The organism is Marinomonas algicola (assembly GCF_014805825.1).
Lineage (GTDB): Bacteria > Pseudomonadota > Gammaproteobacteria > Pseudomonadales > Marinomonadaceae > Marinomonas > Marinomonas algicola.
On the sequence record NZ_CP061941.1, the window covers coordinates 2,875,250 to 2,899,936 of the forward strand.

Annotated in this window: 22 protein-coding genes and 7 tRNA genes; 6 read left to right on the forward strand and 23 right to left on the reverse strand. The window is 41.5% G+C overall.

From position 1 onward, the window contains the following. Window positions 1-165 precede the first annotated feature (165 nt). The 10 genes from IEZ33_RS13125 to IEZ33_RS13170 all read right to left on the reverse strand — a co-directional run bounded on the left by IEZ33_RS13125 (window position 166) and on the right by IEZ33_RS13170 (window position 3,425). On the reverse strand, window positions 166-714 hold the full coding sequence (locus IEZ33_RS13125; protein WP_338040953.1) for a GGDEF domain-containing protein: 549 nt from the start codon (window positions 712-714) through the stop codon (window positions 166-168). Continuing rightward, window positions 699-1,640: a GAF domain-containing protein gene (locus tag IEZ33_RS13130; protein WP_191600498.1), complete on the reverse strand. Its 942-nt coding sequence runs from the start codon at window positions 1,638-1,640 to the stop codon at window positions 699-701. The genes IEZ33_RS13125 and IEZ33_RS13130 overlap by 16 nt, the downstream gene beginning before the upstream one ends. 349 nt (window positions 1,641-1,989) lie before the next feature. Beyond that, window positions 1,990-2,172: a hypothetical protein gene (locus IEZ33_RS13135; protein ID WP_191600499.1), complete on the reverse strand. Its 183-nt coding sequence runs from the start codon at window positions 2,170-2,172 to the stop codon at window positions 1,990-1,992. A 322-nt stretch (window positions 2,173-2,494) separates the two neighbouring features. After that, window positions 2,495-2,571 (reverse strand) — tRNA-Met (locus IEZ33_RS13140). 71 nt (window positions 2,572-2,642) lie between these two features. Next, window positions 2,643-2,719: transfer RNA gene (locus tag IEZ33_RS13145), tRNA-Met, on the reverse strand. Between the two features lie 79 nt (window positions 2,720-2,798). After that, a tRNA-Met gene (locus IEZ33_RS13150) sits at window positions 2,799-2,875 on the reverse strand. A gap of 76 nt (window positions 2,876-2,951) precedes the next feature. After that, a tRNA-Met gene (locus IEZ33_RS13155) sits at window positions 2,952-3,028 on the reverse strand. A gap of 45 nt (window positions 3,029-3,073) precedes the next feature. Beyond that, window positions 3,074-3,150, reverse strand: a tRNA-Met gene (locus IEZ33_RS13160). 76 nt (window positions 3,151-3,226) lie between these two features. Continuing rightward, window positions 3,227-3,303: transfer RNA gene (locus IEZ33_RS13165), tRNA-Met, on the reverse strand. A 45-nt stretch (window positions 3,304-3,348) separates the two neighbouring features. After that, window positions 3,349-3,425, reverse strand: a tRNA-Met gene (locus tag IEZ33_RS13170). A gap of 373 nt (window positions 3,426-3,798) precedes the next feature. On the opposite strand from IEZ33_RS13170, the gene msrA reads away from it, so the two are divergent. Beyond that, window positions 3,799-4,452, forward strand: a complete 654-nt coding sequence (msrA, locus tag IEZ33_RS13175; RefSeq protein WP_206696854.1) for a peptide-methionine (S)-S-oxide reductase MsrA — start codon at window positions 3,799-3,801, stop codon at window positions 4,450-4,452. Window positions 4,453-4,575: 123 nt separating this feature from the next. Here msrA and IEZ33_RS13180 read toward each other — a convergent pair whose 3' ends face one another. Together IEZ33_RS13180 and IEZ33_RS13185 are read right to left on the reverse strand one after the other, a co-directional pair. Continuing rightward, entirely contained in the window at window positions 4,576-8,400 is a 3,825-nt protein-coding gene (locus IEZ33_RS13180) for a CHASE domain-containing protein (protein ID WP_191600500.1), read from the reverse strand. A gap of 176 nt (window positions 8,401-8,576) precedes the next feature. Continuing rightward, window positions 8,577-9,155: a helix-turn-helix domain-containing protein gene (locus tag IEZ33_RS13185; protein ID WP_240009532.1), complete on the reverse strand. Its 579-nt coding sequence runs from the start codon at window positions 9,153-9,155 to the stop codon at window positions 8,577-8,579. Between the two features lie 131 nt (window positions 9,156-9,286). On the opposite strand from IEZ33_RS13185, the gene IEZ33_RS13190 reads away from it, so the two are divergent. From IEZ33_RS13190 to IEZ33_RS13200, 3 genes are all read left to right on the forward strand, one after another. Then, window positions 9,287-10,456: a benzoate/H(+) symporter BenE family transporter gene (locus IEZ33_RS13190; protein WP_240009533.1), complete on the forward strand. Its 1,170-nt coding sequence runs from the start codon at window positions 9,287-9,289 to the stop codon at window positions 10,454-10,456. Between the two features lie 153 nt (window positions 10,457-10,609). Then, window positions 10,610-11,623 carry a TAXI family TRAP transporter solute-binding subunit gene (locus tag IEZ33_RS13195; protein ID WP_191600502.1) on the forward strand — a complete coding sequence of 338 codons (1,014 nt, stop codon included), beginning with the start codon at window positions 10,610-10,612 and terminating at the stop codon, window positions 11,621-11,623. 81 nt (window positions 11,624-11,704) lie between these two features. Beyond that, the gene (locus IEZ33_RS13200) at window positions 11,705-13,732 is read left to right on the forward strand and encodes a TRAP transporter permease (protein ID WP_191600503.1); all 2,028 of its coding nucleotides are present in this window, start codon (window positions 11,705-11,707) and stop codon (window positions 13,730-13,732) included. Between the two features lie 91 nt (window positions 13,733-13,823). On the opposite strand, the gene IEZ33_RS13205 is transcribed toward IEZ33_RS13200, so the two are convergent. From IEZ33_RS13205 to IEZ33_RS13220, 4 genes are all read right to left on the reverse strand, one after another. Next, the gene (locus tag IEZ33_RS13205; RefSeq protein ID WP_191600504.1) at window positions 13,824-14,195 is read right to left on the reverse strand and encodes a methionine-R-sulfoxide reductase; all 372 of its coding nucleotides are present in this window, start codon (window positions 14,193-14,195) and stop codon (window positions 13,824-13,826) included. Window positions 14,196-14,416: 221 nt separating this feature from the next. Next, entirely contained in the window at window positions 14,417-15,595 is a 1,179-nt protein-coding gene (locus tag IEZ33_RS13210; RefSeq protein WP_191600505.1) for an acetyl-CoA C-acetyltransferase, read from the reverse strand. A 29-nt stretch (window positions 15,596-15,624) separates the two neighbouring features. Next, entirely contained in the window at window positions 15,625-16,284 is a 660-nt protein-coding gene (locus tag IEZ33_RS13215; RefSeq protein WP_191600506.1) for a CoA transferase subunit B, read from the reverse strand. Between the two features lie 79 nt (window positions 16,285-16,363). Further along, window positions 16,364-17,065 (reverse strand): CoA transferase subunit A, encoded by a 702-nt coding sequence (locus IEZ33_RS13220; RefSeq protein WP_191600507.1) that lies wholly within the window; start codon window positions 17,063-17,065, stop codon window positions 16,364-16,366. Window positions 17,066-17,192: 127 nt separating this feature from the next. Between IEZ33_RS13220 and IEZ33_RS13225 the strand changes: the two genes are divergently transcribed. Then, window positions 17,193-18,101 (forward strand): LysR family transcriptional regulator, encoded by a 909-nt coding sequence (locus IEZ33_RS13225; protein ID WP_191600508.1) that lies wholly within the window; start codon window positions 17,193-17,195, stop codon window positions 18,099-18,101. A 160-nt stretch (window positions 18,102-18,261) separates the two neighbouring features. On the opposite strand, the gene IEZ33_RS13230 is transcribed toward IEZ33_RS13225, so the two are convergent. The 4 genes from IEZ33_RS13230 to IEZ33_RS13245 all read right to left on the reverse strand — a co-directional run bounded on the left by IEZ33_RS13230 (window position 18,262) and on the right by IEZ33_RS13245 (window position 20,876). Continuing rightward, complete coding sequence (locus IEZ33_RS13230) at window positions 18,262-19,059, reverse strand: M48 family metalloprotease (protein ID WP_338040913.1); 798 nt, start codon at window positions 19,057-19,059, stop codon at window positions 18,262-18,264. A gap of 29 nt (window positions 19,060-19,088) precedes the next feature. Then, window positions 19,089-19,481 carry a DUF2750 domain-containing protein gene (locus IEZ33_RS13235; protein WP_191600510.1) on the reverse strand — a complete coding sequence of 131 codons (393 nt, stop codon included), beginning with the start codon at window positions 19,479-19,481 and terminating at the stop codon, window positions 19,089-19,091. Window positions 19,482-19,563: 82 nt separating this feature from the next. Continuing rightward, on the reverse strand, window positions 19,564-19,728 hold the full coding sequence (locus IEZ33_RS13240; RefSeq protein WP_191600511.1) for a hypothetical protein: 165 nt from the start codon (window positions 19,726-19,728) through the stop codon (window positions 19,564-19,566). Between the two features lie 17 nt (window positions 19,729-19,745). Beyond that, on the reverse strand, window positions 19,746-20,876 hold the full coding sequence (locus IEZ33_RS13245) for a GNAT family N-acetyltransferase/peptidase C39 family protein (protein ID WP_240009534.1): 1,131 nt from the start codon (window positions 20,874-20,876) through the stop codon (window positions 19,746-19,748). Window positions 20,877-21,073: 197 nt separating this feature from the next. Between IEZ33_RS13245 and IEZ33_RS13250 the strand changes: the two genes are divergently transcribed. Next, window positions 21,074-22,540 carry a RimK family protein gene (locus IEZ33_RS13250; protein ID WP_191600513.1) on the forward strand — a complete coding sequence of 489 codons (1,467 nt, stop codon included), beginning with the start codon at window positions 21,074-21,076 and terminating at the stop codon, window positions 22,538-22,540. Window positions 22,541-22,608: 68 nt separating this feature from the next. Here the strand turns inward: IEZ33_RS13250 and IEZ33_RS13255 are convergent, their stop codons facing one another. Genes IEZ33_RS13255 through IEZ33_RS13265 form a run of 3 tightly spaced genes read right to left on the reverse strand, consistent with a single transcriptional unit; the run spans window position 22,609 to window position 24,602 of the window. Beyond that, window positions 22,609-23,034, reverse strand: coding sequence for a group I truncated hemoglobin (locus IEZ33_RS13255; protein ID WP_191600514.1), 426 nt, complete (start codon window positions 23,032-23,034; stop codon window positions 22,609-22,611). Window positions 23,035-23,036: 2 nt separating this feature from the next. Continuing rightward, a complete protein-coding gene (locus IEZ33_RS13260) occupies window positions 23,037-23,912 on the reverse strand; it encodes a DUF3034 family protein (RefSeq protein ID WP_191600515.1) in 876 nt (291 codons plus the stop codon). An 18-nt stretch (window positions 23,913-23,930) separates the two neighbouring features. Further along, window positions 23,931-24,602, reverse strand: a complete 672-nt coding sequence (locus IEZ33_RS13265) for a methylamine utilization protein (RefSeq protein ID WP_191600516.1) — start codon at window positions 24,600-24,602, stop codon at window positions 23,931-23,933. Window positions 24,603-24,687: the final 85 nt, after the last annotated feature.

Below are 24,687 nucleotides of genomic sequence, written 5' to 3' on the forward strand. Positions count from 1 at the left end.
ACGCGTAGAATGTCGCTAGTAAAGCCAGGCCTTTTCTTTATGTGACTGTTTGGGTGGATGCTAATGTTTCTTAAAAACGGTTAAACACCTGTGCCGTACCTTAAGAAAGTAAATCAAGTTACCCCAAAAGAAGAGAAGGCGCACTTTTTTTACATTTTTAATTTTTCAGAACGGCTCAAACATAACTTTATTTCGACCGGTTTGTTTTGCTTGGTACAAAGCGCGATCCGCCACCTCAAAAGCATCGATAGCGTTAGATAATGGACGCTCGATCACAGTAAAGCCGATGGATACCGAGTATTTTATAACCTCCCCCTGATGTATAAAGTGTGTTTCCCCTATTTGGCTACATAAATACTCTAAAAGATGATGAGCCTTTTTTTGATTCGTATTTGGCATAAGAACAGCAAACTCCTCACCACCAACACGAGCAAGAAAGTCATCAGGACGTACCACTTTTCGGCAAGTTTGAGAAAACTGGTTAAGAACTCTGTCACCCACAGTATGACCGTATTTATCATTAATTTTCTTGAAAAAATCAATATCAAGTATGGCTAAGGAAAGGGGAGATTGATGATCATTTGATTTAGAAAGCTGATCATCCAGAATCTCATCAAATTTACGACGATTGATCAAACCGGTTAACGAATCCGTAGTCGCCTCTATAGTGAGTCGCTCAACATCATTTTTTCTTTGCGTTATATCCCAGAAAATACCTGAAAGCGTGTAGTTTCCTCTGGTTCGGTTTTTATCGAATTACATGAAATTTCTATCCAACAATATTGACCAGTTGAACGCCTAATTTTTAGGTCATAGTGAAACGTCGTCTCGTCAGAAGAAGTTAAAAAGCCTTTGGCCATTTCAAGAAACGGCCTCCTATGATCAGGGTGAATACGTTCTAGCCATTGCTTAAAGTTAAATAATTTACGGCTGACCACGTTATCATCGGGGTTTAGAACTTCAGAAGTACACCACAGATACCCTCGACGACTGTCCAGCTCCCAACTACTACAAGCAATGTTTTCTTTTAAAATCTCAAGTTGATTTTGTTTGGCTCGGTAGTCATCTCTTACTATGGCACTGGAAATAAAATAACTCGCCGTTCGAAGCATAATAATTTCATTGGCTGACCAAGTACACTCTCTTTCACAATCATCTAGACCGAGCGTACCCCACCATTGATTATCAATAATAATAGGAATGGTCAGCATAGACTTAATGCCTTGTTCTTCAAGGTGCGACTTTAGCCAGGCGTCCGGTAGATGAGCGGTAATCAGACTCTGATATTCCCCCCGTTTTCTGCTTTCCATTAAATCGATGTACTCAGGCTCAACAAGCTGAGACGTGAAGTGATTAAAGTGAGGCAAACCAATTTGCTTATATTTTTTATGGGAGAACCATTCAAACGCATAATCTTGAATAATAAAATCGGTTTGAATGTCCAAAGTTTGAAAAATCCATACTCGGCTTACGCCTGTGGACATCCCAAGTTCAGCCAACAAGGTATTAATCCCATCTAACCAACCTTCCCCCGTCACCAAATCTTCTGCACTTTGCAAAATTGCCGTGAGGACATCATTGCCTAGACTTGTCTCATCTTTAGCAATGCATTTATTCAAATCACCAGTATTAATTGCCATCCTAGATCAGAACCATACCCCGTTGTTTTACTTCACGGTTACTAAAGTACAATAAAGAAGAAAGTAAAGTATATAGCGAGTGAATTTACTAAAGATACCCAAAACTAAGAAACCTCCGATTATACACCAACACCAATCAAAGACACCCAGTTAAAAAGTTCTTCCAGAGGATACTAAAAACATATCTAAACTAAAATACGGATAATGAAACAAGGCTTAGCGTCGTTTTTTGTCATTTTTAACAACGACAAACCCACCATTCTGTAGAAATGGGAAAATCTGGATGAGCAAAATCAATCATGCTTTTATGACGTCATTTTAGTGAAGTGAGAGTAATGGAATACCTAGGTTAAGCAAACAATCGGCAACATCGTTTATTCGGCCTCGCTTTTGGATAACAACACAATAAGACAACTCGATCAAAAGAAAGCGTTGATAAGGTCGACGAGATAGGGGCGCTCAATGGTGAATCTGAAATAGCCGAATTTAAATCCGTTTCGCCGATCCATGACACCAATACTTTTTCAACCATAAACGCATCCCTAATAAACACAGTTGCTTAATAAGGACAGAGACTACTACAGTTTGCCGTAAAGTACATCATTAGAAAAATAGCGTTAGGGTGACCATTTTCAGCCGTATTAAGAAGAGGTAACTCAAATGAGCCAACTGTGGGGCTAAACGCAACCATTACTAAGCTCCGTATTAATAAGATCATGGATTCATTAAAACGAAGGTTTGAGGAAACAAAGAAGAGATAAAAGATTCAGACAAAGCATCAAAAATACATTTATAAATGTCTAACAATTTTGTTCAGGGTGTTTTTAGATTTTATAGAGAGAGAATACAAGAAATGGTTGCGGGAGCCGGATTCGAACCAACGACCTTCGGGTTATGAGCCCGACGAGCTACCAGACTGCTCCATCCCGCGACGAGTTAAACTATTGATATAGTTTACTTTTTAGTGATATTTTGACTATTTCTATGACCAAATTCAATATTTGGTTGCGGGAGCCGGATTCGAACCAACGACCTTCGGGTTATGAGCCCGACGAGCTACCAGACTGCTCCATCCCGCGACTAATTAAACTATTGATTTATATAGCTTATATTCAAAATATAAAAGATAAGAAATGTGACTGAATTACTATTTAGTCATGGTTGCGGGAGCAGGATTCGAACCTACGACCTTCGGGTTATGAGCCCGACGAGCTACCAGACTGCTCCATCCCGCGCCAAACTAAAATATTGATATAATTTAGATTTTTATCTTTTAGTGCTGGAAAAATTAGATGACAAAATTAATATGAATGGTTGCGGGAGCCGGATTCGAACCAACGACCTTCGGGTTATGAGCCCGACGAGCTACCAGACTGCTCCATCCCGCGACTAATTAATTTTACTTAAATCACTAACAATTTCAGTTGATGAATTGGTTGCGGGAGCCGGATTCGAACCAACGACCTTCGGGTTATGAGCCCGACGAGCTACCAGACTGCTCCATCCCGCGCCAAACTAAAATATTGATATAATTTAGATTTTTATCTTTTAGTGCTGGAAAAATTAGATGACAAAATTAATATGAATGGTTGCGGGAGCCGGATTCGAACCAACGACCTTCGGGTTATGAGCCCGACGAGCTACCAGACTGCTCCATCCCGCGACTAATTAATTTTACTTAAATCACTAACAATTTCAGTTGATGAATTGGTTGCGGGAGCCGGATTCGAACCAACGACCTTCGGGTTATGAGCCCGACGAGCTACCAGACTGCTCCATCCCGCGACTAATTATCATTCGTTGAAATAAAAGCAAACTGGTAATTTGCTTCTTGCTGTCTCAACGAGGTGCGTATTATATAGATGCATTCAGTAGAGTCAAGTGGTTTTATGAAATACCCCCATCTTATTTGCCGCTTATCATTTCATACTTTCTTTAAAAGTCTTTTCTTCTGACCCGCAGAGAAATCAATATGGCTTACGTTCCTAAGTGCTGTTTACTTGATTGATTTATAACACCTCGTATCCTAAATGGCACGTTTTAGATGATGTCTATTTAATTTAACCTAACTTGCCCTTTTTTTGATTTATTTTTGCAGTATTCTATAAAAATCTTCCTGTATTATACTGATAGAAAATTACTGTTTAGAGGATTAGCTATGTCAATTGACTCAATATTAAAAAAATCATCCATACCGTCTAAAGAAGACGCTATTCCAGGCAGACCTGAAGCCATTACTCTCTCAGGCATTCATGCTATTACTCAGGAAGACATCACTCGCTTACCTCACGAACATGAAGACATGATAGTGTTAGGAATGGGGTGCTTTTGGGGAGCCGAACGAAAATTTTGGAACACGAAAGGCGTAACGGTTACGGCTGTTGGCTATGCCGGAGGGCATACTGAGAATCCGACATACGACGAGACCTGCACGGGTCAAACAGGGCATTCAGAAGTTGTGAAAGTGATATTTGATACAAAAACGATCTCTTTAGAAGAGGTGTTGCAAGTGTTTTGGGAAAACCATGACCCTACTCAAGGTATGAGACAAGGTAATGACATTGGCAGTCAATACCGTTCAGTTATTTACACAACACACAAAGAGCAAACGGATGCTGTTGAGCAAAGTGTTGCCGCTTATCAGCAACGCTTATTAGAGGCCGGCTTGTCAATGATCACGACCGAAAGAGAAGCTCTCGACACGCTTTATTACGCGGAAGAATACCATCAACAGTATCTTCACAAGAATCCAAATGGTTACTGTGGGTTATCAGGTACAGGTGTGTCTTGTCCTATCGGTTTGTCTGTTTAGCACGAATTTTATTCGCAACCCCCCGCAAGTAAAGTATGAGAGACGTATTCTAAGTCAATCATACTTTACTTGCTCTTGAGGCTTAATTGAATCGCTAAAATACGCCCTAAGGAACTCCGAAAGCTAGAATGAATTCAACTTAAAAAGACTGAGCTGAATAAGTACTTCTAAATCTTCTAAGTTTGCCTTATCAAAAAATACCTCTCCATGTCGAGTTTCTCGCATCATAATAACTTCAAAAGATTTGAGCTTTTCTACAACACTTATTGCCCCAACTGTACTCGAGGCACCTCTTAAAGTATGCAACACAGAACTGACTTTTTCTTTATCACAAACTGAGTTTGCTTCCCTGAGTTGCATTAATAACGCGCTAGCATCGTCTTCAAATGTCATCATTACTTTTTTAAACAGCGTCTTATTGCCAGAAAAGCGTTTTAAAATAGCCTGTAATGAATCCGTTTTTATATCGTTTTCCTCTATTTCTTCAATCCTAGCGCCTTCCACTGGATCCTTTATCTGGGAGTGGGTCCAGAAAAGAATTTTCTCGACAACAAATTGAATTTCGATGGGTTTTCCTAAATGGTCGTTCATACCGGCTTCTAAACACGCTTTGATATCAAGCGCTGAAACGTTCGCCGTCATGGCGAGTATTGGTAAGTTAGTGAATCGAGCATCGGTACGAATTCGTCTTGTCGCTTCCAAGCCATCGATATCTGGCATTTGCATGTCCATTAACACGACATCATAAGAGTCACCTGCTTCCATCACTTTCTCAACACCTTCAATCCCACCTTCAGCAACCGATACATTCGCGCCTTCCATAATGAGAAGCTCAGTGGCCACTTGTCGGTTTAATGCGTTATCCTCAACCAACAAAATCGTTAACCCTTCCAATTTTGCTTCGGATGGGGAAGGTTGAATGATTGATTCAGGAGATAAGTTAGTATTGTCCATAACATTGCAAACAATATTTAACACCTGAACGGGCGTTGCTGGCTTACTTATAATATCGGAGATGGGTACTGTTTGAACATTTTTCACTTCTGAAAGCGCAACTTGTGAAAACGCTGTGACAAGAATAACTTTTGGCTTTGGCTTACCTAAATCCATTTTCCCTAGCACTTCCAACATGTCCATCCCGGACATTGTGGGCATATTCCAATCTAAGAAAATAATGTCGTAATAACGGTCTTTTTGGTAACAAGTGCGGATAAGATCCAAGCCCTGAATGGCATTTGAAGCCACACTCACATTCCATCCTAGTACCTTGGCGGTATTAGAAAGCACATTACGCGCTATTTCACTGTCATCTACAATTAACACGCTCAACGATTGGTGTAATAACGCTTTATGTTGGTCCTCTATTGATCCGGATTCACAGTCAAACTTAATCGTGAAACTAAATACGCTCCCCTTTCCAGGTTCACTTTCTACGTGTAATTGGCCACCCATTAGTTCAATAAGCGTTTTACTGATTACTAACCCCAAGCCTGACCCACCAAAACGCCTTGCAATAGAAGCTTCTGCTTGGCTAAATCCATTAAAAATCTTATCTATTTGATCGGGGTGTATACCGATTCCGGTATCCGTTACAGAAAAATGCAATGTTGTCGTACGATCCGTTCGGCCCAATTCCTCAACTTTCAAAATGATGTGACCCGCTTCAGTAAATTTAAAGGCGTTACTGGTTAAATTTGTCAGAATTTGTTGGAGACGTAACTGATCACCGATGAGAGTTGATGGCATATCGACAGGTAAATCAAATAAAACCTCAACAGGCTTATCTGATTGATTGCCTGATAAAATGGTCGCTAATTCCTGCATAACAGACTCGAGTTCAAATGCATGTACATCGAGCTCCAATTTACCGGCGTCTAATTTTGAATAATCTAATATGTCGTTCAATAATGATAATAATGACGTCGCGGCCGATGTCGCTTTCACGGCATAATCTAATTGCCTTCGTGTAAGCTCTGTTCTTTGTATTAAATTAAGCATACCCAAAACGGCGTTCATAGGGGTTCTAATTTCATGACTCATATTCGCTAAGAAATTAGACTTTTCTTTGCTTGCCTCATCAGATTTTTCTTTGGCGTGGCGCAACCAAGCCTCAAGCTCAACTTGAGAGGTTATATTACGATTAATCCCCGTTACTTTTTTGGCTACACCATGGCTATCCCGTTCAATGTAAGCACCCGCTTGAATATGACGAATACGGCCATCAGGTAATATAATCCGGAAAACTGGATCGTATTCACACTCATTATTAACCGCACCAATCAAGCATTGCTCCGTACTATCGCGATCTTCAGGGTGTAAGCGTGACGTCCAATGCTCGTATACCAGTTCATCAGGAACATCATGCTTAGCATAACCATAAATGTCATACATTTGGTTATTCCATGTAAGCTTATCGGTATCAATTTGCCAGGTCCAAATACCAAGTTCAGCCACTTCAGAAGCCATCAATAAATGGTTACTGGCCGCGGTTAAGTCACTTGTACGCTCTTCTACCAGATGCTCCAAATTATCGTTTACTTGCAAAATCACCTGCTCATTATGCTTTTGAACAGAAATATCCCGACAAGTAACAGAAGAACCAATTACTTTCTTATATTCATTAGTAATAGGAGAAACCGCGATAGACACGTCAACCAAAGAACCGTCTTTTCTTTGCCTTACCGCATCAAAATGAGAAATATGCTCACCTTCGGATACTTTTTTGAGGATATCAAGCTCATCTTTTTTGTCGAGTGGCGTCACAATCAGATCAATCAGCTTTTTACCTAGTACTTCGTCACGTTTATAACCAAAGAGCTCTTTCGCTCCCTTATTCCAGCTGATTATGGTTCCTTTCAAAGAAACACCAATAATCCCATCTAATGTACTTTCAACAATCGATGCAAGCTTAGCTTGCTCTTGAATAACCAGTAGCCTATTTTGGCGAGTCTGACTGATCGCACCCACCAAAGAGGCCACTAAAAAAGTAAAAATAATTCCAAGAAAGACGACCAAATTAGGCGGAGTCAAACGCATTCTGTCAACAAACGCAGGCTTTATAGAATATTCACTTTCCCAAATACGCCCAAAAATTTCGTGCTGCTGCTTAACCACCAACACAACCTCTTGCTCTGGATCCTTTATATCACTATCAAAAAAGGTAATGGGTTGTGTTGGATCGGTTACATCTTTTAGAGCAAATTGTTCAATGTTTTTATTAATTATTTGATCGGCTAATATTTCTTCCATTATCAAAGGGGCATAGCTCCAACCATACCCTCGACTCTTTCTCTCCTCTTCCGTACTCGGCGTAACACCATTTTCATAGAGAGGCATTAGGATTAAAAAAGATTGTTTTGGATTTCCTGTGGCCTGAACCAACGTAATAGGCCCACTTAGCTGCGCTTTCCCAGATAATATGGACTTCCAAGCCGCCTCTCTTCGATTCTTTTCAGAAGCGATATCCAAGCCAACCGCACTTAGATTGCGGTCTACTGGCTCAATATACTTAATCACAAAGCGCTCGCCTTCATTTGGATTAAGCTCTCGAATGGCGAAGTTAGACCATCCATCCTTCTTAGCCTCTTCTACGAAGCTCAATTCCTGAGACGGTAAAACACGCTCAATATAGCCAAACCCTCTTGCGCCTGGAAACTCTTTATCCACATCTCTCGTTTCGCTATACAGTTTAAAGCTTTCTCGAGTTATTGAGTCTTTTCCAAGTACAACTAGGGGGCCTCTTGCCCCGGCAAGTCCATATTGATATAGATTCATACGAGTTAATGCCGTATCAATATGAAAAGTGGATGCACTCTTAGCGGCATCTAGAATGTACGCTTGATTATTTTTAGAAACATACAAGGCACTTACAACAGTGATGACAAAGCCGACGATCACACTGGCAATGGCAAACCTATTTTTCACAATTTCGACAGATTTTCCCTTCATATCATGACCTTATGTTTCTAATACGGTTACCAAAATACATGCATTAACAAAGATGCAAAGCAATGCATAGATCTTCCCACAGACTTTATCATAGTCTATTTTTTTTCAACTGATTAGCCTATTTGCGCTTTCTTACATGACCTCGCGTTATAACCGTCCCCTAATTGAAGAATAATCTATGGATAATGAATAATATTATGAAAAACCGTTACATCCAAAGACCGATTTCTGTATCCGTGAGGCTTATCGGCTAGAAACCTCATTACTTGTCCTTGAGACAATACCGTCCAATAGCCATCAATAAAAATCTCCATCTCCCCATAAATGACCGTTACCAATTCAATAACGCCTTTATCATGAGGATCTGACAGACTCACAAAGCCAGGTTGCAAAATCAGTTCAAATAATTCGAAACCTAATGCCTTATCGTAGGGCGATAACGTCTTCACTGATAAGTCTTCATTTGATAACTCGTGTTGAATATTGGACGATTTATTCAAAGCATCATTATTCAGTAACGGATGCCCAAAAGGCGTATTAACAGGTGCTAGAAAATGACTTAATGAAACATGAAATCCGGTGGCAATTTTCCAGAGAGTGGCTACCGTCGGGCTGGACTCGCCTCTCTCAATTTGACCTAACATGGCTTTACTCACGCCTGTTTCACTTGACGCCTTATCAAGACTCCATTTTCTTAAAGTTCGTTCTTCTTTTAGTTTAGAAGACAAATATTGGTTTATTGATGTCACGAGCATCCTCAAAAAACGGTCATTTAGTTTATTTATACAAAATACTTGTGCGCTATAACGTACGAGTGTTAATCTTCATCTCGACCGTTATAGCGCACAACCTTAATAACTTCTAGCCATTATTTATGTAGAATAAAATGAAAACCATGTACTTACCAAAAATATCGCATATTACCTCTGGCTTTGTGGCCGTCCTAGTAGGCTACACAAGTTCCGTTGCTATTATTTTCCAGGCCGCCCTTGCCTCTGGTGCAAGCAGTGACCAAATCAGCTCATGGTTATGGGCACTAGGGATTGGAATGGGCGTGACTAGCTTTGGGTTATCCCTCTATTACAAAACGCCAATACTTACCGCATGGTCGACACCTGGGGCGGCACTGCTTGCTACAGGCTTATCAGGTACTAGCCTAGAAGAAGCCATTGGTTTATTTATTGTGTGTTCAATATTAATTACCTTTTGCGGACTAACGGGTATTTTTGAAAAAATCATGTCTTATGTTCCCAGTACGTTGGCTTCAGCCATGCTAGCGGGTGTGCTCTTTCCTTTTGCATTAAATGGTTTTGGGGCTTTAAGCACTCACCCTTTACTCGTTGGCTCTATGGTGGTTGTATTCTTTATTTTAAAAAAAGTATTACCCAACTATGCGGTTCCTTTTGTGCTTATTATTGGTATAGCTATCGCCTCCCTTCAGAGTTTAATTGCTTATGAAGACGTCTCCCTGCTCATTTCAACACCTATATGGATTACGCCTTCTTTTTCTTTAGGAAGTATTTTAGGTATTGGACTTCCATTGTTTATCGTGACAATGGCTTCTCAGAATGTGCCAGGGCTGGCCGTATTAAGGTCCCATGACTATCAGGTTTCGGCCTCTCCGTTAATCAGTTGTACTGGAATCGCAGGCATAGTGTTGGCCCCATTTGGAGGGTTTGCTTTCAACTTAGCGGCTATTACCGCGGCTATTTGTATGGGAGAAGACGCCGATAAAAACAAGGCAAGTCGCTATTTCGCTTCGATGTGGGCGGGTGGGTTTTACATTTTAATGGGGCTATTTAGTACAACTGTTGTGGCGTTATTTTCAGCCTTCCCGCAGGCACTTGTATTAGCCATCGCGGCACTTGCATTACTCGGCACTATTGGTAATAGCCTGCATCAGGCCTTAAATCAACCATCAGAGAGGGATTCCGCCCTACTAACCTTTTTAATTACCGCTTCTGGCATGTCAATGTTCGGTATTGGTAGCGCGTTTTGGGGATTGATCATTGGTCTGTGTGTTTATCATTTTAATTTAGTTAAATCGAGAGTTTAGCCTATAGATACATGTCAACCTATGATGAAATAATTAGGGCTAGAGCTGTTTAAATGCCTAGTTCTGTTCTAATATGATTATTCGCGCCTTTTAGTGCGCTGTAAATTCCAATAAAACATAAGAAGACACACTGAAGTGAATTAGGAGAGTTAAATGAGTCGTTTTAAGAAAGTATTTAAAGCCGCCACAATCGGTGCGGCTTTATTTGTCGGATTAAATACAGCTTCTCATGCTGTTGATTTAAAGTTCTTTACTATTGGAACAGGTGGTACGGCTTATACATACTATCCTGTTGGTGGTGTCATCGCTAACGCCATTTCAAATCCACCTGGTTCACGCCCTTGTGCCGAAGGCGGCAGTTGTGGTGTAGAAGGCTTAATTGCCTCAGCGGTTTCTTCTCGCGGTTCTGTTGATAACGTAAATGCGGTTCTATCTGGTTTACGTGATTCCGGTTTTGCACAATCCGATGTCGCTTACTGGGCGTACACTGGCACCGGAACAATGGAAGGTAAAAAACCGGCTAAAGACTTGCGTACCATCGCCGCGTTATTTGAGGAACATATTCATTTAGTGTCTTTAGCGAGCAGTGGAATTAACTCTGTTGCTGATTTAAAAGGAAAGCGTGTTTCTTTAGATGAACCAGGTTCCGGTACTTATGTTGATGCTAAACTTATCCTGGATGCGAACGGCCTATCTACATCTGACGTCACAGTAGAAGCGCTAAAAGGTAATGCCGCATCAGAAGCCTTACGTAACGGCAAAATTGATGCCTTCTTTACTGTAGCAGGCTACCCAACAGGCAGTATTGTTGAATTGGCCTCAGCGGAAGAAATTAAACTGGTTCCAATTGATGGTGCTGCAGCCAAAGCATTAACTGACAAATACGGTTTCTTCGCTCAAAGCAACATCCCAGACGGCGCTTACGAAGGTGTTAGCTCAACGGCGACCGTTGCTGTTGGCGCTCAATGGTACACTAGTGCTAAGCAAGATGAAGAGCTAATTTATAATATTACCAAAGCACTATGGAATGAAAAGTCTCGTACTTTGCTAGACGTTGGCCATTCTAAAGGTAAGAGTATTACTCTTGAATCGGCTTTGAGCGGTGTTGGCGTTCCTTTACACCCTGGTGCAGAACGTTTCTACAAAGAAGCCGGCATCATAAAATAGTTTTAAGTTTTTGAACTGACAATGACACGGGTGCTTTAGCTAAGCACCCGTGTTTTTTTATATGATCTTACTGGAGCTATCATGTCATCCGATCTCAAAAAAGAACTTACCCCAGAAGAATTAGCCGCTATAGAACGGAAATACGACCCAGAACTTGCTTTTAGACCTACTGGTAAAATGATGGCGGCGATCATAGCAACGATTCTAGTGGCCATGTCAGCTTATCATTTCTACGCTTCAGGTTTTGGTTTGGTTCGAGAAGTACTGCATAGAGGCATACACATTTCGTTTGTTCTTGGATTGGTTTTTTTACTTTTCTCTTATAAAAAAGCCACTTCATTGGACCTACCAAAGGCTACCTGGTATCGCATCAGTGGCGTATCTATTCTTGACGTTGTATTCAGTATTTCGTCTGTTGCGGCCGCTCTGTATTTACCCCTGCTACCGCCTGAAATATTAGCGGACAGAGTGGGTAATCCTTCTGAAATTGATATTTTAATGGGCACCATTCTACTGGTTCTTACGCTTGAAGCCACACGCCGCTCCGTAGGGCCGACCCTTCCTATCATCGGCTTAATATTCATCGCTTTTGCTTTATTTGGTCCTTATGCTCCTGGGGCATTAAAGCACGGTGGTACAAGCTGGTTAGGACTAATCAATCACCTCTATTTAACCAATCAGGGGATTTATGGTGTGGCCATTGGAGTAATGGCTCAATATGTGTTCCTGTTTATCCTTTTCGGCGTGTTAGCCACGCGCATTGGGCTAGGTCAATTATTTATCGATCTCGCTATGGTCATTGCGGGTAGGTACTCAGGCGGCCCTGCAAAAGTGGCCATCTTCTCTTCCGCTTTTATGGGAACCATATCAGGCTCATCCATTGCGAATACCGTTACTACGGGCGCACTAACCATCCCCGCCATGAAAAAAGTAGGCTACCCACCTCACTTTGCTGGTGCCGTTGAAGCGACGTCTTCTACGGGTGGTCAAATTACACCGCCCATTTTAGGTGCGGCGGCATTTATAATGGTTGAATACCTAGAAATTCCATTAAAAGACGTGTTAACAGCGGCCTTATTTCCAGCTCTCTTACATTATTTTGGTATTTTCATCATGGTTCACCTTGAGGCTAAAAAATTAGGCTTAAGAGGACTTCGTGCAGAAGAATTACCAAAAGCGGCCTTGGTGATAAAGCAACACTGGCTATCTATTATTCCTTTGGTCATCTTGGTGTATTTCATTTTAGATGGGAGAACACCCGATTTTGCCGCTGTATATGGAATTATAGCGTGCGTTGTCGTTGGCTTTCTAAACCCTGTAAACCGGCTATCAATAAAAGATTTGTGGGACTCACTGGCCGTTGGTGCTAAAAATACGCTGGCCGTTGGTGCCGCCGCGGCAACGGTAGGTATTGTTGTGGGTGTTGTAACACTGACGGGCGTTGGCTTTAGGTTAGGCTATGTTGTAGTCCAAACAGCAACGGATATGGGGGCGGTCATTGGTGATATTTGGCCATTAAACTACTTCTCTGTTGAGCAATGGGCGCTTTTTGTCTCATTAATTCTGATTGCATTAGCCTGTATTATTATGGGTGCCGGTATCCCTACTACCGCGACCTACATTATTTTAGTGGCCGTTGCCGCACCGGCTTTAGCGCAACTTAATGTGCAACCTTTGGTATCCCATTTCTTCGTATTCTATTACGGTGTACTTGCTGACATAACGCCACCTGTAGCGTTAGCTGCCTACGCCGCCGCCGGTATTGCCGGAGCGAATCCATTTAAAACGGGTAATACGGCTTTTCGATTAGGCATTGCAAAAGCACTTGTGCCTTTTGTTTTTGTTTATTCCCCAGCATTACTCATCGTTGTTGATGGTTTCACCTGGTCTTCCTTCTTCGTTACCCTTATTGGCGCAATGCTGGGTATTGCGACACTAGGTACGGCATTTGCTGGATACCTATTTACCCACATGAGTATGGCTCAACGCTGGTGGTTTGCCCTTGTGTCTTTCCTATTTATTGCACCGGGATTAGTAACAATGGCCATTGGTCTTGTTCTGCTTGCCCCCATGATATTCTTGCAATTACGTCAAAGAAAATTAACCTAGTCCATTTTCTATACCCATTAAAAAGGGTGTTTCTAGCCAGAGAAACACCCTTTTTTCGTTACTATACCTGTCTAAACAGGACAGTACTGAATTACTTTTCGTTGGCCACAAACGTCATGGAAATTGAGTTAACACAGTGACGAATATTTTTTTCAGTCAAATATTCACCTTCAAATACATGACCAAGGTGTCCATCACAATTCGAACAAACTATCTCAATGCGACGGCCATCGGCATCAGGCACACGCTTTACTGAGCCTTCAATTTCATCATCAAAGCTTGGCCAGCCGCAATGCGAAGGAAACTTATGCTCGGAACGATACAAAGGCGTTTCACACTGTTTACAAACATAATACCCGCCGTCAAAGAGGTCTGTATATTCTCCGGTAAACGGGTGCTCTGTCCCTTTATGCAAAATAACACGTTGCTCTTCTAAAGTAAGAGGATTGAATTTTTCTTTCATAGTCAGATTGCTTCCTAAGAATATAAAAGAGCATTGTCGCATTGATTGGTATTTTTAGAAACTTAGGTTGAAATGAGTTTCTTAGGTTTTCCACATTTCAGAACGAGATATTTACACAAAACAAATTCACAAGAAGGCCATAAATAGACCTTCTTGAACTCAATGCACTCCCTGAACTCAAATGCACTCCCTGAACTCGAATACACAAAATACCCTTCTCTTTAATTTCTAGAGACGGCTAACGCCGTTCCCATACCACCACCAATGCATAGGGTTGCTAGACCTTTTTTTACGTCTCTCTTTTGCATTTCGTGAATTAAGCTAACCAACACTCGGCAACCTGAAGCTCCAATGGGGTGACCCAATGCAATAGCGCCACCGTTCACATTAACCTTATTCGTGTCCCAACCCAACTCTTGATTGACACTCAATGCTTGAACAGCAAACGCTTCATTAGCTTCAATTAGGTCTAAATCATCAATTGACCAGTTAATTTTTTGTAGGCATTTTCTTGTAGCATGAATTGGCCCAGTCCCCATAATTTCAGGGTCAATTCCTGCATTCGCATAACCTTCAACATAAGCAAGAATCGGTAAATCAAGCGCATTTGCCTTCTCTTCGGTTGTGACCACCACCATGGCGGCACCATCGTTTAATGTAGAGGCATTGCCCGCGGTCACTGATCCATCCTTTTTAAACGCAGGTCGCAATTTACCCAGAGATTCTAGTGTTGTTTGCGGTCTTGGCTGCTCATCTTGAGCAACAACAATGTCATCACCTCTTCTTTGAGGAACATGCATCTCGATAATTTCTTCATCAAAACGCCCAACAGCAATAGCCTCACCGGCTTTCTTCTGTGAGGCTACGGCAAACTCATCTTGCGTTGCTCGTGAAATATCCCAACGCTTGGCAATATTCTCCGCTGTGATCCCCATATGATAGTCATTAAAGGCATCCCATAGACCATCCGTCACCATTGAGTCTACTAATGCCCAGTTACCCATTTTCTGTCCGTTACGGCTATTAGGGAGTAGGTGTGCGGCTTGACTCATGGACTCTTGTCCACCCGCCACAATCATTTCAGCATCGCCAGCCAGAATCGCTTGCGCAGCCAACTGCACCGCCTTCAGACCAGAACCACATACTTTGTTAATTGTCATAGCAGAAACATGATTCGGCAAGCCCGCTTTAATGGCGGTTTGGCGTGCTGGGTTTTGCCCACAACCAGCCGTTAATACTTGACCTAAAATGACTTCATCAATGTTTTCCGTTAACACCGGCTGCTGATTCAACATTCTGGATAAAAGCTGACGGCCTAATTCAACCGCACTAAGCGAAGCAAGGCCTCCGGAAAAAGCACCAACAGGCGTTCTGTTCGCCGCTACAATTACTATTTTCATATTTATTCACTTCTCTAATAGATCACAAGTTAAGAAAACTGCATTTCTGGAACATGATCAGGAACGATCAGTTTCCCTTGGGTTTTCTCAATAATTTCTTCCACACTGACACCTGGAGCGCGCTCTTTTAATACAAAAGCACCGTCTTCAATTTCTAACCAAGCCAGATCTGTTAATACTTTTTTAATGCAGCCTTTCCCTGTTAATGGTAAAGAGCACGATTCTAATAACTTTGAGTCGCCATTTTTTGAGGCATGCGTCATAGTGACAATAATATTATCAGCACCCGCCACTAAATCCATTGCGCCACCCATGCCTTTAATTAATTTGTTCGGGATCATCCAAGAAGCAATATTCCCCTGAGTGTCCACTTCAAAAGCACCAAGTACAGTTAGATCGACATGCCCACCACGAATCATCGCAAAGGATTCAGCAGACGAAAAAATCGATGCGCCAGCAACGGCCGTAACGGTTTGTTTACCTGCATTTATCATGTCTGCATCAATGGTTCCTTCGGTTGGGAACTCACCCATACCTAAAAGACCATTTTCAGACTGAAGCATGACTTCCATACCGTCAGGCACATAGTTAGCCACTAACGTTGGAATGCCTATGCCTAAATTCACGTAAAAGCCATCTTGTAATTCGCGCGCAACACGCATTGCCATTTGATCTCTTGAAAGTGTCATATCATCACCAAAATGTTATTTTTCTAAAAAATGTGGTTAAAGGGAGGCATTAGCGTCTCCGTTTTGGCTGAGCCGTGTATCAAGCATCTTTGACAGTACGCTTTTCGATTCGCTTTTCAAACGACCCAACAATTAAACGATCAACATAAATTCCAGGCGTATGAATATGCGCAGGATCAAGTTCACCCACTTCAACAAGCTCTTCCACCTCAACCACTGTAATTTTTCCGGCCGTGGCCGCTAAAGGATTAAAGTTTTGTGCGGTGTGACGATAAATAACATTACCGTAGCGATCGGCTTTCCAGCCTTTCACAATGGCAAAATCACCTCGAATTGACTCCTCAAGTAGATATTCTCTACCATCAAACTCTTTAACATCTTTACCTTCTGCGACAGGAGTACCTACGCCAGTTGCTGTATAAAAAGCAGGAATACCAGCACCACCAGCGCGAATTTTTTCAGCCAATGTCCCTTGCGGCGTCAGTTCAACTTCTAACTCACCCTCTAATAATTGCTTCTCAAATAACGCATTTTCACCAACATAAGACGACACCATTTTTTTCACTTGCTTGTCTTCCAATAGCACCCCCAAACCAAAACCATCGACACCACAATTATTGGAAACAATGGTTAGATTTTTTGTTTGACGCTTTTTAATCTCTGCAATCAAGTTCTCTGGTATACCGCATAAACCAAAGCCACCCGCAATAACGGTCATGCCGTCTTCTAGGCCAGCCATGGCTTCTTCATAGCTGCCAACCACTTTATCGAAACCCGCCATCTTGATACTCCTGTGAACATTAATTTTTATATAAATGAATTCATCTTAGATTTTACTTGTTTTGAGTGTGTATTAGTTTTATATATTAGTTAAGTTTATTTTTTCTATTTATTGATCAGGTTTTTAAATGAATGTTAAACAACTGCGCGCATTTGTTACAGTGGCTCGCACACTCAGTTTTGCTGAGTCGGCCAACATACTCCATCTATCGCAACCCACTCTTAGTCTGACCATTAAAAATCTAGAAGAACTTTTGGGTGGTCGATTATTAAGTCGAACAACCCGAACAATGGCTCTCACACCAGAAGGAGAAGCGCTGCTGCCTATAGCGAAACAATTATTGGCTCAATGGGACAACGCGGAAGAAGAAATACATCAGAGGTTCTCATTACAAAAAGGCAAAATAGCCATTGCGGCCATGCCTTCGTTTGCCGCCTCTTTATTGCCTGAGGGGTTAGTGAATTACCATAAAAAATACCCCAAAATTAAAGTGGAAATACACGATGTGTTGGCTGATACCGTAGTCGATATGGTAAGACAAGGCCGATTAGAAATTGGCATTTCATTTGACCCCGGTAATAATGAGGATCTGAATTTTAAACCGTTATTTAAAGACAGATTTATTGCCGTATTACCAAAACACCACCCGTTAGCCAATGCTCAAGAAATTACCTGGAGGGCATTATTAGAAAACGATTTTATTACTTTGCAGCGCCCTTCTAGTGTCAGGCAGCTGATTGAAGAAACGCTTGAGCAACACGACTTGACATTGTCAGTCGCCTACGACGCACATCAATTAGCCACTGTAGGACGAATGGTAGCAACAGGCCTTGGCGTGGCGGTTGTACCTGCATTGTGCGAGCAACAAATGCAAGAGCAAGGTGCTTACTGTTTGCCCGTAACAGAGCCTTCTATAGAAAGGGATATAGGGATCATCACTCGCAGTCGGACACAACTTTCAAGTGCAGCCATTACCATGATAGATGTCCTTATTCGTACCTTTGAAAAGAAAAAACTCACCCGCACTTTAGGCTAACGTCTTAGCCACGTTTACACACAAGATACCCCAATAAAAAAGCCAAACGGCTTAGACATGAATCTAGACAGTTTGGCTCGGTATGCAACCACGACTCGGTATTTAACCAGTACTCGGGTTTAACTAGTACTCGGTATCTAACCACTGTAAGAAAGCCATTTTAGTAACAGTTAGCCTGCTTATTTTGTGCCACTAAGGCTTGATAAGTCGCTAATGGCGCCACCATATTATGGTTTAAATCATCAATGCGTGTTGAGTGCGCTGGATGAGTAGACATCAGTTCTGGCGGTTGCTCTCCTGAATTGGCACTCATATTACGCCAGAGTTCAGTGCTTTCACGTGGATCAAAGCCGGCTTGAGACATTAGGTTAAGTCCGATTAAATCGGCTTCGGATTCATGCGCACGGCTAAAAGGCAGAATTATTCCATATTGAGCTCCCAATCCTAGACCTTGGAAAATCGCCTGCTTTACGGGTGTGCTTGCACCGCTTAGCTTTTGGCCCAGCGCCAATACTTGAGTGGTTGCCAACTGAGTAGAGACACGTTCGTTACCGTGACGAGCCAATACATGGCCAACTTCATGCCCCATTACCGAAGCCAGTTGTGATTGATTGGTTGCCACTTCAAGTAAGCCAGTATAAACGCCGATTTTATACCCAGGTAACGCAAAAGCATTCACTTGAGGATCATCAAATAAGACCACTTCCCAGTCATGATTGCGGTATTCATCGGGTAAAACGTTAATAATTCGATCCGCGACACATTGAACATGGTTGGTTAATTTTGTACTGGTCGAGGTTTTCACTTCTTCTTTCATCGTGGTGAAGGATTGAACCCCCATTTCATCCAGTTGGCTATCGGGTAATAATACAAATTGAGATCGGCCCGTTGGAGAGGAGGTGCACGCAATCAACACAATTGACATTGCGCCTATGGTTAAGCTACGTAAAAAGTTCATTTTCATAAAAACCTTCAGGTTGAATCTGTTTAATCGTTCGTTTCAATAAGTAAATCAACACCAATATCTCGAGAGAACTCTTCAGTAGAGACAACAATCCCTTCACCCGCTAGATTTGGCGCAATACCTAATTTAAATCCATCTCGAGTCATGCCTGGAAGCCATTTACTAGCGAAATTATCAAATGAAATCACACTGGATGTGAACCCATCATGTTCTTTCCCTTTCCATTTTTCAGCAAGAGACGCATCATTCCAAATGGGCAATACTTTTTCACTTCCCAATTCTACGATAAGACAACCTTGATCATCTTGTAAAACCCACACATCTTGGCTTTTTTTACAGTGTTTTACGAATTCATCATAACGAGCATTACTTTGTAAACGAAAAAAAGCGTCTACTTGTTGATCATCAAAAGACATTTAGCTACCTACCAATTAGAATTTTGATCATCATATCACAGCACTTTAATGAACTATAAGCATCATCAATTTAGTCATTAAATTAATCGCTCAAATTAGGCAAGTCATCTGGCTGTAAAGCACTTTTATCAAGTGTATTATTCGTGCCGGTCGACTTATCTGAAAACAATGTCCCAATAAATACGCCGGCGGCTGAGACTAAAATAACAAGACAAACAATCGCCAAAATGGCTAGATATTTCTTCACTCTGCTTCCTACTTAAACTATTTAGCGGATAATAAAACCGCTGTTTGCAACCGACTTTGGCCAAAACGAGACATTTTCTCAAAGTCTTCTCTTGCTATAGGTACATACTGACAGTCTACACTAGAATGCGCATCACTACTTGGGTCAGGGTCATGCACATAAATACACTGTTCATCATAACCAGATAATACCACCCAATGGGGCGCTTTTTTACCATCCATTCGATACGTACTAATCAAAATAATGGGTAGGTATCCAGAATCAAATGCCGCTAACAGGGATTCCAACGTCATCGTAAAATAACGGACAGTAATATCGGCTTCAATACATTCTTTAACAAACATAGTATGCACCCGAGTCACAATGTCTTTTTTTAACGCATCGCGAACACCATCGACAAACAAAGGCGCTTTTTCATTTAACCATACCTCTGCAATCGCACCTCTTTTTTTAGCCGCTAAAGCCAATCCCATAGGATGACAACCGCCGTGCCCAGACGTCATAAAAATAGTCGTCGCTTCTCGCCAAATTTGCAGCTCATCATCTGGGTCGGCCTTATACGACGGAATTAATGCCGTTAAGCCCATTTGTAACGAGGCTGGTCCGCAGGTAAATGGCGTGCCTTGTTGAATCCAAGGCAGTGCCACCGAAACCCTTTCCTGAGACAAATGCCGTATGCGCTTTTGCATTCTCAGTGCATTACTAAGGTCCTCATAATACGCGTCATAATGGCCAAACTTGCGATAACCTAACTTCTCATAAAGCCGGATGGCAGGCAAATTATGTTCATTCACTTCTAAACGTAGCATAATCTTATTTTTAGATAGCGCCTCGTTTTCACAAGATTCAAGCAGCATTTTAGCCACACCTTTACCTCTAACGGCTTCACTGACAGCAATAGAGTACAACCTAGCCAAACGAGTACCCTGATGTAAATGAAGCAGTGCGTAACCAACAATTTTATCCGCTCTTACAAGGGCGCCTTCTTTATGATCGTCACCCTCATCTTGATAAACAGCAACCAGTATTGTGCTGTTGGTTGAATTAAGTGCATGTCGAAAACTTCGACGGCTTATTCTGTCACTTTCGAAAGCATTATTTTCAAGCTGAACAAGCTCTGTTAACTCTTTGGTAACCGCGTTACGCACGACGATCTTCACTGTATATCTACTCGATTAGGTTAGTTAGTGGCACAAAATAAAAGCGGATTCTATGCTTGAATATACGTAAAAGATAGCGTATTTATTGATCAAAAATATATAATTCAAACCTCTTGTCATTCGTTAAAAATAAGCGCACTATCCGCGAAATTTCATGGCCTTTTACTGTAAGGAAGCCACCCCTAATGTCACAGACATACATTGTTGTTGATCACACTAAAGATTGGTCTGCTTTTTTAGAAAGCGACCGAGTTATTACCTTTAGTCAGTACCTCAATATGACCGATAAACACCACGGTCGTACCCGTATCATCAATTTATGTAAGAGTAATAAATATCTATCAGATGGCTACTATTGTTCGCTATTAGGTGAAAGTCGTGGTCATCATGTCATGCCCTCCGTGAGAGTACTCAATGACTTGAGTAAAAAAGATTTATATGAGCTCTATTTCGCAGACTTACTAATCGATTTAACGAAAAAATTGACGTCACCTGAGGAAGAGAAAACGCTAAAAGTACGCAGCTTTTTTGGTAAAACAGCGGATGCGACTTACAAAGAGCTGGCACGTAAACTGTTTGAAAAAATGCCATGTCCAGCTCTGGAAATAGCTTTAAAATTTAAAAAATCATGGCAGATCAGTTCTTTACAAGCCATTTCTCATCAATCATTGAGTGATGAAGACGAAACCTTATTTGCCGAAGCGCTTGAAGCGTTTAGCCATAAAGTGTGGAGTTCTACCAAGTCACGCCGCTCCGCGCGCTATGATTTAGCTATTTTAGTTAACCCAGAGGAACAACTTCCTCCTAGTGACGCAATGGCGTTAAAAAAGTTCGTACAAGCAGGCAAACAGCTTGATATCCAAGTGGACTTCATTGGTCCAAAAGACATTATGCGACTGCCCGAATACGATGGTTTATTTATTCGTGAAACCACCAATATTGACCATCACACCTATCGTTTTGCAAAAAAAGCGGAAGCGGCAGGTCTTGTTGTTATGGACGACCCTCAATCCATTATGCGTTGTACAAATAAAGTCTATCTGGCTGACCTATTTCGGACTCATAAAGTACCCTGCCCAAAAACAAGGATAGTTCATAGAAACGAAGAAAACATTGAGCAGGCTTTAGAAGACAATATAAGCTATCCAATGGTGGTAAAAATACCTGACGGGGCCTTTTCAAAAGGGGTGATTAAGGCGAAAGATAGGACTGAGTTAACGTCAAGTTTGAATGAATTATTTAAGAAATCGTCGCTGCTTTTGGTACAAGAATATTTATATACCGAGTTCGATTGGCGTATTGGCATTTTAAATAATAAGCCACTATTTGCTTGCCGTTATTATATGGTGAAAAACCATTGGCAGATTTATCAACACAGCACTAACAAAAGTGAAAGTGGTGGGTTTGATACCTTACCGACATTTGAAGTGCCAAGACGAGTCCTGCAAGCGGCAATTGCGGCTACCAAGCCCATAGGTGATGGATTATACGGAGTCGACGTAAAAGAAATAAATGGTCGTGGTTATGTCATCGAAGTGAATGACAATCCAAGCATCGACCGTGGCGTGGAAGACAAATACCTAGGCGAAGAACTGTATATGCAGATTATGGCCGAATTTTTACGCAGAATGCAGCTAAAACATAACCATTAATCACCATACAATGAAAAAACGATCGACATGGAGTTGATCGTTTTTTAGACAAATCAGTAATAGCGGCACTACTTATACAACATGTCTTCTCGAGTCGATATTAATCGAGCTAACACTTTATTTTGCAACGGGTAATCTAGATCGGCTTGAGTCATGGCTTTGGTTAGAATGTCTACCGTATGGTTGAACACACTTTCGTTAATGTTTTTCCCAGCATGGACATCCGTCATGCTGTCTCCTGTGTATGTGCAGGGACCATCCAAACGTACGCACAAATATTCTATCCATTTTTCTTTAAAACGAGGAATATTGGATTTTTCAAAAAATACGTAAAGCGACTCATCAAAGCTCACTTCTTTAAGAAAATTATCTGTAATTTCAACCAATTTTTCATGCCCTCCAATCGCCTCATACAAGGTATTTTTTGGGGCTGGAGAGACGGCACAGGCACTCATTAGAAATAGACTTGCTAAGCCAATTGTTGTTTTTAACATAATCACCACACATAACCCGTTAAGGATACATACAACCCCGTTTGTTTTGCTGATCCAGCAATTGAACCCAAATCAACCCACGCTGCCGTAACATTAATGTCTTTATTCGGAATATAAGAGACAAAGACATCTTTCCAGTCATCTTCTTTAAGCCCTAGGTTATCCGGCTTTTGTCGGTATTCCATCCCAACAACCCAATGAGGGCTAACAAGTACGCCAAATGACCCTTCAAACATTACGTCGTAACTTGCCTTGTTTTTCCCACCATAACCCAACAGCCCTAACTCATTGGCTTTTGTTGCCCTAGCCGCCAAATTCCAAACCAGGTTATAACCATCAAGGAAGCCTAGATGCACTTTGGTTGCGGCCAGGTATAAATCCGTTCCGGATTCTGAATGACCGGCACCGACAACCGATTTTGCAACAAAGGCATCCGCTAATCTTTTATGCTGAATGCCAATACTCAACTGGGGGTAATTCGAATACACGGCATCACCGTACAAACGAACTTTGGCACCTATGATATCTTGCTCTATTTCTCCTCCTGTTGACGCATTCGTTAAAGATACAGGCAGATGAAACACCTGCTTGGCGTAACTCAATTCAACACGATCATAAAAACCAGCCGCTATGCCTTGACTCGATAAGCGATAATCCTGAGTGTTTACATTAGTAATGAATACTGAACCTGAGGTTTCATCACGGCTATCGTACCCAGCTAATGTTGCCCATGGAACAAGGCCTCCCCCACCACTGCCTTCGACTTGAGATAACCCCGCCGTTGCGAGTAATTTCCCTTCGCCAGCCAAAGTAGGTAACGTCATAAAACTCGCTATAGAAGCAATAAACAGTGGCCATAAACTGGCTTTTATTTTCATAGACTCGCCTTAAGTAGATTAAAACTTTTTACCAAAACCTGAATAGTTGGAATGAGAAGAGTGATCGATAGAATCATCATAACTGGAGAACACATCTTCGTGTGGGAACAAATCTAGCGTTAAACTAAAAGACTCATTCGCTGGATCAATAGAATATTCTACACGCCTATTAACACCTTGAGTTGATCGTTCGTGCCACACTTTGACGGTCTTCGAGTTGCCTAATTCAATGATCACTTGCCCTTTTTCATCTGTCTTATAGGCCAATTCTTGATCAGCAACATAAACATAACCAATCATACTGTCATGAATATTACACCCAAGTATAACCAGACCTCTTTCATCAAATGGTATAGGGTTCGCTTGATTACCTTTATAGAGTTTTAGTTCAAAGGTTTTCGGCTTTGAAAAACTGTACACGCTGTGTCGAATGTCATCACTGTTTGGAAAAGACACTAACTGGCCCTTTTGTACCACCAACACTCTAGGCACAAACTCGACATCAATTTGATCCATAATAGCGATTTGATCAGGAACCAGAATCCTTTTATCCGACTTAACACTTAAGACCGCATTTCTGACTGGCTGACCCTCATTATCCAATATCGTGATTGTCGTTTGAGCACCTACTGTTTGAGCAAATATTAAGGACAAAACAAAGAGCCGAATAGGATTTATTACGTTAAACATCTTTACTCCATAATACGATTGAATGCATTTAGGTTCTTACGTTTCCAATTATCTTTCATCTTAACAATCCTTTACCAAATGTACA